This is a genomic window from Brevibacterium picturae, assembly GCF_030453725.1.
Lineage (GTDB): Bacteria > Actinomycetota > Actinomycetes > Actinomycetales > Brevibacteriaceae > Brevibacterium > Brevibacterium sandarakinum_A.
The window spans coordinates 1-7,834 of sequence record NZ_JAKDJU010000141.1 but is presented as its reverse complement, the minus strand read 5'-3'; the positions used below and the strand labels follow the sequence as shown (position 1 = coordinate 7,834).

At 64.4% G+C, this 7,834-nt stretch carries 9 protein-coding genes; 4 read left to right on the top strand and 5 right to left on the bottom strand.

Annotated elements, in window-relative coordinates; all coding sequences use genetic code 11:
- Positions 1 to 196: 196 nt before the first annotated feature.
- Complete coding sequence (locus L0G76_RS12330; RefSeq protein WP_304357491.1) at positions 197 to 679, top strand: Lrp/AsnC family transcriptional regulator; 483 nt, start codon at positions 197 to 199, stop codon at positions 677 to 679.
- A 30-nt stretch (positions 680 to 709) separates the two neighbouring features.
- Here L0G76_RS12330 and L0G76_RS12325 read toward each other — a convergent pair whose 3' ends face one another.
- Complete coding sequence (locus L0G76_RS12325) at positions 710 to 1,414, bottom strand: CPBP family intramembrane glutamic endopeptidase (RefSeq protein WP_304357490.1); 705 nt, start codon at positions 1,412 to 1,414, stop codon at positions 710 to 712.
- Positions 1,415 to 1,695: 281 nt separating this feature from the next.
- Here L0G76_RS12325 and L0G76_RS12320 point away from each other — a divergent pair, with 281 nt between their 5' ends.
- On the top strand, positions 1,696 to 2,277 hold the full coding sequence (locus L0G76_RS12320; protein WP_304357489.1) for an OsmC family protein: 582 nt from the start codon (positions 1,696 to 1,698) through the stop codon (positions 2,275 to 2,277).
- Between the two features lie 82 nt (positions 2,278 to 2,359).
- Here L0G76_RS12320 and recQ read toward each other — a convergent pair whose 3' ends face one another.
- Positions 2,360 to 4,192 carry a DNA helicase RecQ gene (gene recQ / locus L0G76_RS12315; protein ID WP_304357488.1) on the bottom strand — a complete coding sequence of 611 codons (1,833 nt, stop codon included), beginning with the start codon at positions 4,190 to 4,192 and terminating at the stop codon, positions 2,360 to 2,362.
- Positions 4,193 to 4,358: 166 nt separating this feature from the next.
- On the opposite strand from recQ, the gene L0G76_RS12310 reads away from it, so the two are divergent.
- Positions 4,359 to 4,781: a QcrA and Rieske domain-containing protein gene (locus L0G76_RS12310; RefSeq protein WP_304357487.1), complete on the top strand. Its 423-nt coding sequence runs from the start codon at positions 4,359 to 4,361 to the stop codon at positions 4,779 to 4,781.
- 6 nt (positions 4,782 to 4,787) lie between these two features.
- Here L0G76_RS12310 and L0G76_RS12305 read toward each other — a convergent pair whose 3' ends face one another.
- The 3 genes from L0G76_RS12305 to L0G76_RS12295 are packed head-to-tail and all read right to left on the bottom strand — an operon-like array spanning position 4,788 to position 7,012.
- Positions 4,788 to 5,165, bottom strand: a complete 378-nt coding sequence (locus L0G76_RS12305) for a hypothetical protein (protein ID WP_304357486.1) — start codon at positions 5,163 to 5,165, stop codon at positions 4,788 to 4,790.
- Positions 5,162 to 6,343, bottom strand: a complete 1,182-nt coding sequence (locus L0G76_RS12300; protein WP_304357485.1) for a serine hydrolase domain-containing protein — start codon at positions 6,341 to 6,343, stop codon at positions 5,162 to 5,164. Before L0G76_RS12300 ends, L0G76_RS12305 begins: the two co-directional genes overlap by 4 nt.
- Before the next feature lie 54 nt (positions 6,344 to 6,397).
- Positions 6,398 to 7,012 carry a winged helix-turn-helix domain-containing protein gene (locus L0G76_RS12295; RefSeq protein WP_304357484.1) on the bottom strand — a complete coding sequence of 205 codons (615 nt, stop codon included), beginning with the start codon at positions 7,010 to 7,012 and terminating at the stop codon, positions 6,398 to 6,400.
- 103 nt (positions 7,013 to 7,115) lie between these two features.
- Between L0G76_RS12295 and L0G76_RS12290 the strand changes: the two genes are divergently transcribed.
- Positions 7,116 to 7,834, top strand: a 719-nt coding sequence (locus L0G76_RS12290) for an HdeD family acid-resistance protein (protein WP_304357483.1), incomplete at its 3' end; no start/stop codon positions are given.

Here is a 7,834-nt window from a genome sequence, read left to right as displayed (position 1 = left end):
CATGGCTCACCTTCATCGGGTTGGTTGGGGCGGTTCAGGTCGGTGGGCGGCGTCGCCGGAATGCGGCGTCGCCGGAGTGCGGAGTCGCCGGAGTGCGGAGTCGCCAGCAGCGACGGATCACCTTACAGATTACCCAGATCACGGATATCATCGGATCAATCCGTACAGATCACGAAAGTTGGGAGAGATTTCTGTGGTGAATTCGGAACTGATCGTCGATCATCGTGCTGAATCGAACAATGCTCACCTCGCCGAGGTGGACCTGGCGATCCTGCGCGAGCTCGGTTCCGATGCCCGGATCTCCAACAAGGATCTCGCCGGCCGGGTGGGGCTTGCCCCGTCCACATGTTCTGGGAGAGTCAGTGCTCTGAGGTCGCGCGGCATCATCAAGGGGTTTCATGCCGACATCGATTTCGAAGCGCTCGGCCTGCACGTGTTCGGCATGATCGCTGTACGGATGTCGCCGGTTGGGAGGTCGAAGATGACCAATGTCATCGCGGGACTGCTCCGGGCCCCTGAGACCCTCGACGTCTTTCAGGTCTCGGGAGAGCGCGATCTGCTCGTGCATATCGCCACCGCACATCCGACGGGACTCAATGCCTTCATCGACGAACATCTCTCGGATCCGATGATCGCCCACACCCAGACCAGCCTCGTATTCGGGCATCACCGCCCATGAGGTGAGGTGAGGTGCTCAGCAGGAAACACCTCAGGCGAAGACGGCTTGCAGGAGGACGAGAGAGGCAGTCGAGTTGATCGCTAAGTGCAGACCCAGCGGCCCCCACAGATTGCCGTGGAAGACCCGCAGCAGTGCGAGGCAGAGGCCGAGCGCAAGCATATAGGGCAGAAGAATCGGCACTCCGTGGCACAGCGCAAAGAGGACGGCGCTGACCGCGACCGCCCACGCTGCGCCGAGGCGGCCACGAACGTATCCATAGATCACGCCGCGGAAGAACAGCTCCTCCCAGACTGGTGTGATGATCGCGACGGCGGCGAACATCACGATCGCACCTACGGCGCCGGCGCTGCCCGCGAGCGAATCGGTCGATGAGCCGCTGACAGGTTCCGAGCCGGTGACTGCGAAGACGAGGGCCTGCGTTGCGAGCACCACGATCACAGCCACGGGAATCTGCCACAGCAGATGAAGGAGACGTAGGGACGGGCGGGAGAAGCCGATGGCCGATATGCGGTGTCCGCGCCGGCGCAGAATGAACGTCAGCGCAATCAGGGTCCCCGCACTCTGGACGAGCAGCACAGCGATGATGAGGGTGTTGAGATGTGCCCGAACTCCGGGGACGGTGAGGCCGATGACGACGGCAGACCCGAAGACGAGAGCACCGATTCCAAGGACGGTGCCTGCCGAGACGAGCAGCGTCGTCGTCGAGAGTCGACTGTGCTGTGGGGATTCGCTCATGTCTCGACTCTATGAGTCCTTGATCAGCGATGCTGTCGTCCAGAAGGATGAGTTTCGTTTCTCCGGTGGGAGACAGATCGATGTTTCGATGAGGGGTCGCCTCAGTGGGTGGCTGATCGGGTCGCGTCGAAATATGTCCGCGTATTTCGTGCGTGTGACGGTCTGCGTCGGAATCTGACGGTCTGCCCTCGCCCGGGAGGCCTGTGTTCCTAGTCTGAGGCCGGTGTTCCTAGTCTGGGAATCACTCAAACGAAGATCGTCCACATCAAGGAGAGGGGCCCATGACCGCCACAGCTGACACCACCACGGACACCACCGCCAACACCGGCTCAACCATCGCGATCAGCGCCGAAGACCGTGCTGAACGCCTCGCCTCGGCGGGCCAGGCCTGGAATGAACGGATCGCAGCCTCGGCGAAGAACGCACAGCTGGTCTTCTCCGCGAAGGGCAGTGCCCAGGGTTCGGTCTCTTCGGTCATCACTGCCGGAAAGCACACCTTCACCGTGGACGAGCCGACGCCTCTGGCCGGTGACGATGCGGCACCGAACCCCGTCGAGTACGCACTCGGCGCTCTCATCTCCTGCCAGATCGTCGTCTACCGGCTCTATGCACACAACCTGGGACTGACCATCGAAAGCCTCGACGTCAGCGCAGAGGGCGACCTCGATGTGCAGGGACTCTTCGGTGCTGACGAGACCGTGCGACCCGGACTCTCCGCAGTCCGCGTCAACGTAGAGATCACGGGACCCGACAGTGATGAGGCCTACCAGGAGCTGCAGACAACCGTCGATGCCCACTGCCCCGTCTTCGACATCTTCACGAACCCGACGCCCATCGACGTGACCGTGACGAAGACGAACTGACCGTGACGAAGACGAACTGACCGTCGCGAGTAAGTGGGTCAGCCAGTACTAGTCTCGAGGGCAGCCGGTGCTGCACCGGAAGTCACGCGGTGCTGGACTCGAGGACCTCGAGGACACCGGGGCCATAGCGGTCGAGCTTCTTCAGTCCCACGCCGCTGACCTGGCCGAGCTCATTGATGGTGCTTGGTTTGGCTTCGACGATTCCGTACAAGGTGGCGTCGGGGAACACCACGTAGGCAGGGACTCCCTGCTCCTTCGCCTGATCGGCACGCCAGGAGCGCAGGGCCTCGAACAGGGCTGTGTCCGCGGTCCCGAGTTCGACCTCGGGGCCGCCTCGGCGCTTGGCCGCTGCCTTTTTGGATCCGGACTTCTTGGGATCCACGCGCAGCGAGATCTCGACCTCACTGCGCAGGACCGGCCCGGCGGCCTCACCGACGATGAGGACGCCGTAGTCGCCATGGGATTCGAGCAGCCCGCGGGCGAGGACCTGACGGACCACGGTCTTCCACTCGGTCTCGCTGAGGTCGTCGCCGATGCCCCAGACGCTGAGTTCCTGATGATTGGCCGTACGCGAGCGCTCGTTGTCATTGCCGCGCAGCACGTCGATGACCTGTCCCGAGCCGAACCTCTGCCCGCGTTCCCGATCGAGGCGGATCACGGCCGACAGCAGCTTCTGCACGGCCACGGTCGCATCCCAGGTCACCGGGGGCGTGATGCATGTGTCGCAGTTGCCGCAGGGTTCGGATTCCTCGTCGAAGTAGCGCAGCAGCTGCACGCGCCGGCAGTCGACGGTCTCGCACAGGGCAAGCATCGAGTCCAGGTGGCTCATCGCACGTCGCTGATAGGCCCGATCGCCGTCCCCGGATTCGATGAGGCGGCGTTGGGAGACCACATCGCCGAGGCCGTAGACCATCCACGCATCCGCCGGCAGCCCATCACGTCCGGCACGGCCGGTCTCCTGATAGTAGCCTTCGACGGACCGCGGCAGATCGAGGTGTGCGACGAAGCGGACATCGGGTTTGTCGATGCCCATGCCGAAGGCGATCGTTGCGACCATGACGAGTCCGTCCTCGCGAAGGAACCGTGCCTGGTGCTCGGCACGCACCTCGGCAGGGAGCCCGGCGTGATAGGGCAGGGCATTGATTCCCCTGGCCACGAGGGCGTCGGCGAGCTGTTCGACACCTCGGCGGGACAGGCAGTAGACGATGCCCGAGTCGCCGGAGTGTTCGGTGGTGATGAAGTTGATGAGCTGAGCACGGCCCGACTGCTTCGGCTCAATCCGATAGGTGATATTCGGCCGGTCGAAGCTGGCCACGAAATGCTCGGCGTTGCCCAGGTGGAGACGTTCGGTGAGTTCAGAGTGGGTGGCGGGCGTGGCCGTGGCGGTGAGCGCGATGCGGGGAACGTCCGGGAAACGCTCGGCCAACACTCCCAATCCGAGGTAATCGCTGCGGAAGTCATGGCCCCACTGCGATACGCAGTGAGCTTCGTCGATGGCGAACAAGGCGACCTGGGCTCGTTCGAGCAGCGCCATCGTTCGCGGCAGAACGAGACGCTCGGGTGCAAGGTAGAGCAGATCGATCTCACCGGCCAGGAGCGCACGCTCGACATCCTGCGCCTCGTCGAAATCAAGGGTCGAGTTGAGGTACGCCGCTCGCACACCGAGGTTCTCCAGAGCCGCGACCTGATCTGCCATGAGCGCGATCAACGGTGAGATCACGACACCGGCACCCGGCCTGACCAAGCTCGGAATCTGGTAGCACAGGGACTTGCCGCCGCCGGTGGGCATCAGCACGACGGCATCGCCACCGCCCACGATCTGGTCGACGACCGCCTGCTGCTGCCCCCGGAACTCCTCATAGCCGAAGACGTCGTGGAGGACGTCGAGCGACGATGTTGTGGGTGCCGAGGTCATGCGCACAAGCCTAGTCGACGGTGCTGACTCGGCCGAACCAGCTGTGCCTCATGACCGGGGGGCCGCGTTACCCTGGAACCCTGATAGTCGAAAGGCAGCGCACCGACGAGAAGTCGACGTGCCGCCGATGAGCACCAGGGCAATGGTGGGAAGACCGAGGGGCACTGTGGAGACGAATAGGCGCACGATCATCAAATCAGCGAGCGTGGCAGGAACCGTCGCGGTCGTCGGTTCCTCGGTGGCACTGACCTCGGCGTGCTCGTCGGACGAACAGCCCGAGTCCGATGGGGCGGGAGGCGCCGACGCCAACGTTCCGGCAGGCGACGTCCCCGTCGGGTCCGGCACCGTCGTCGACGAGACCTACGTCGTCACCCAGCCGAAGGAGGGCGAGTTCTACGCCTTCTCCTCTGTGTGCACGCACCAGGGCTGCCAGGTGCGCACCGTCACCGAGGACAAGATCACCTGCCCGTGCCACTCCTCGCAGTTCTCGACGACGACCGGTGAGGTGCTCACCGGTCCCGCGACCGAGCCGCTTGCGGAATATTCGGTGTCTGATTCGGATGGCACGCTGACGATCTCAGGGAAGTAGGCATGCTCAGCCCAGCAGCAGTCCGGGGACCACGAGGGCGCCTGTGACTGCGAGGGCCAGGAAGCTGGAGACGCCGAGGTTGGTCGTCTCGGACCGACGAGTCTTCACGTCTGCCGCCCGCCAGGGCAGGGACGGCCACACCGATGCGCTGCGATACACGCCGATGACGTAGCCGGCGAGACAGAGCAGCCAGACGTAGATGAACCAGTGCGTCCAGCCGCCGAAGTCCGCGATGAGACGTACGAGGAGCAACATCGCGAACGCGAGGAGGAGACTGCCGAGGAGCTCAGTGCGGGTTGCCGCACGAGATGCCCGAATGGCGGTGAAGGCGCCCCAGGCGACGACGAAGGCGCTGGCGATCTGAGAGAAGAGTTCGGGATTCATGAGCGGTCTCCTGACTGCGGCCCGTGAGTCTGCGAAACATGTGCCCCTGACTGCGGCAACATGTCATCGGACGAGATCAGATCGGCGGCGTCATCGACCGAATTGGCCGAGTCGGCGAGGACGATGATCCCCTGACGCGATTCCGGATCGAAGCCGAGGAACGACCGGTAGCCGCCGGTGCCGCCGTTGTGCCAGGTGAGATTCGGACTGCGATTCTTCGTCGTGAACCAGGCCCAACCGATCCGGTCCGATTCGTCGAAGTCTTCGCGTGGCTCGGCCGCCTCAGCACCAGGGGCCGAACCGTCCATCGTCGCGCGCAGCCAGATGCTCAGGTCGTGCGCCGTGGATCGGATGGCACCGGCTGGTGCCGCCCCGCCCAAGGTCCAGGGTGCGGCCGGAAGCCCTGAAGCCGTGTAGCCATGGACGAGGCCCTCAGCCGAATCGGGAACATATGTGCTGGTCATCCCCAACGGTTCGGTGATCCGGTCCCGGACGAGGTCAGCGTAACTGGAGCCAGTGACCGCAGCGACAGCCTGGCCGAGGACCGCGAATCCGAAGTTCGAGTACTCCGGGTCCTTCTCTCCCACGTCGACCTCCTTCAGCGAGGCGACGAGTTCGGCCGCGGACGCTCGATACGGATCGGTGTGGATGTACCTCGAGGCGAAGCTCGCCAGGCCGTCGCCGAAGCTGATGGCCGGTTCCTGCGCAGGCAGACCCGAACGCTGCATTGCGATCGAGGCCAGCGTCACCTCGGCGACATCGCCGCTGAGATCGGGCCATACATCGCCGAGGCGGGTGTTCTCCTCGATCTCCCCACGTTCGATCGCATCGGCGAAGAGCGCGGCGGTGAAGGTCTTCGTGATCGACCCGATCTCGAACTCGGAATTCTCGTCCGCGCCGACTCCGCCCCAGGTGACCTCATCACCGTCGATCTTCGCCGCCGCCACGTGATGCCAGTGCTTGCTGCCGAGGGTGCCCTCGACCTCCTCGACGAACCCGGCAGTGCCGGTGATCTCGCCCTGGAACCCGCGTGGGAACGGGGTGATGAGCAGGAGCAGAGCCGCGATGCTCACGGCGGTGACGAGCGCAGCGGCCCCTCGCGAAGGTGAGGCTGTCGTCGATTGCGATGGTGGAGTGGTCGTATCGATGGTGTCGGTGGACGCGTCGTCGGAGTCCATGATTCCGTCCTGTTCGAGTGTCAGTGGGGTCGCTGACCTCACGGGTCAATACATCTAGTGGGTGCCGATGAGGATCAGGGTGAGCAGGGGGATGATCTTCTGGCCGGGAACCCGCCAGTGGCCGCGTCGCGAGTTCTCGAGCCAACCGGCTGAGGCCAGCGCGTGGATGTGGTGGTAGATCTGGCCGGTCGTGCCGAACCGGTCGTCGTCGCCGAGCTGTGCCACGGTGGTCGTGCCCTCATAGATCGCCTGCAGGAGCTCGAGCCGGACGGGGTGGCCCAGTGCGGCCAGGGCACCGGCCGCCTCGGCGAAATTGAGGTCCTCGAGTGCTGCCGAGGGCAGCCCCATCTGCCAGGACACAGGGGACTCGGCGCCCGGGGGAGTGGTGTGACCGGTGTAGACGACGCCACCTTCGTCACCCGCATGGTCGATGAGCCCGTTGAGCGCCCAGAAGGTGTCGTCATCGGACGGGTGGGCAGGGTGATTCGGTGAAGCTGCCGATCGATTCGATGAAGTGCTGATCGGCTGATCCGAGGCAGAGCTGGGATCGGTTTCGGCCGAATCCGGTAGCGTGACCGCGGCGTTCTCCAGGCTGGCGACCTTGCGCTCGAGCTCCGCCAGGCGGGACTCGAGCGTGCTCGTGGATTCACTCTGCGAGGGTGTGATCATGGCCTCATAATACATAGAGTACGTAATTACGTAAAGACATGATTCGCTTGTGTCCGGCCCAACACCGGACAGACTCAGGTGAGAGACCTAAACTGGTGTCGTGATGAGTACCGACGAACCGCGCACCGAGCCCACGCAACCACGACCCGAGGCTCTGCCCCAGGCCATCTCCGAATCGAAGGCACTCGGTGCTCCGATGGTCGTCCGCGGAATCCTCGGCGTCGCCTTCGGGTTCGCGACGGTCTTCTGGCCCCGCGATGCGACCAGCCCCAAGCATCTGTCCATGGGCGTCGACATCGTCGACATCCTGTCCATCAGCTATCTGGTGCTCTTCGCCCTCGCGCTCGTCTACCAGGCCCTGCGCTCGCCGCTGAATGTGCGCACTGCGGTCTTCGGCCAGGCGGTCATCACGATCCCCGCGATCGTGTTCCTGTTCCTCGCCGAACAGCCGGCAGAGCTGCGTGCAGCCATGAGCATCTGGGCGCTGCTGCACGGACTCATCGAGCTGTGGAACTACCGTCAGCTCAAGTCCCACCCGATGGCCTCGGACTTCCTCATCGCGGCGGCCTGTCACGTGCTGCTCGGCGTGATCCTCATGTTCGGCGACGGCTTCGGCGCACTGTGGATCCTCGGCTTCACCGGTGTCGCCACGCTCATCGCGGGAGTCATCTTCATCATCGGCGGCTACTCGCGCATCAGCAAGGCCAAGCAGGTCGCCGCCGGCACAGTTGCCAGCGGCACGGCCTCGGCCCCCAGCGGCTCGGCCTCCGCCGAGGCGGACCCGGACAGCACCGAGGCGGACCCGGAAAACACCGACGAGCC

Bases quoted from the DNA above. Each gene is read 5' to 3' on its own strand.
- L0G76_RS12325 (WP_304357490.1), bottom strand. From the start codon at position 1,414: ATGAGCGAATCCCCACAGCACAGTCGACTCTCGACGACGACGCTGCTC.
- L0G76_RS12320 (WP_304357489.1), top strand. From the start codon at position 1,696: ATGACCGCCACAGCTGACACCACCACGGACACCACCGCCAACACCGGC.
- recQ (WP_304357488.1), bottom strand. From the start codon at position 4,192: ATGACCTCGGCACCCACAACATCGTCGCTCGACGTCCTCCACGACGTC.
- L0G76_RS12305 (WP_304357486.1), bottom strand. From the start codon at position 5,165: ATGAATCCCGAACTCTTCTCTCAGATCGCCAGCGCCTTCGTCGTCGCC.
- L0G76_RS12300 (WP_304357485.1), bottom strand. From the start codon at position 6,343: ATGGACTCCGACGACGCGTCCACCGACACCATCGATACGACCACTCCA.
- L0G76_RS12295 (WP_304357484.1), bottom strand. From the start codon at position 7,012: ATGATCACACCCTCGCAGAGTGAATCCACGAGCACGCTCGAGTCCCGC.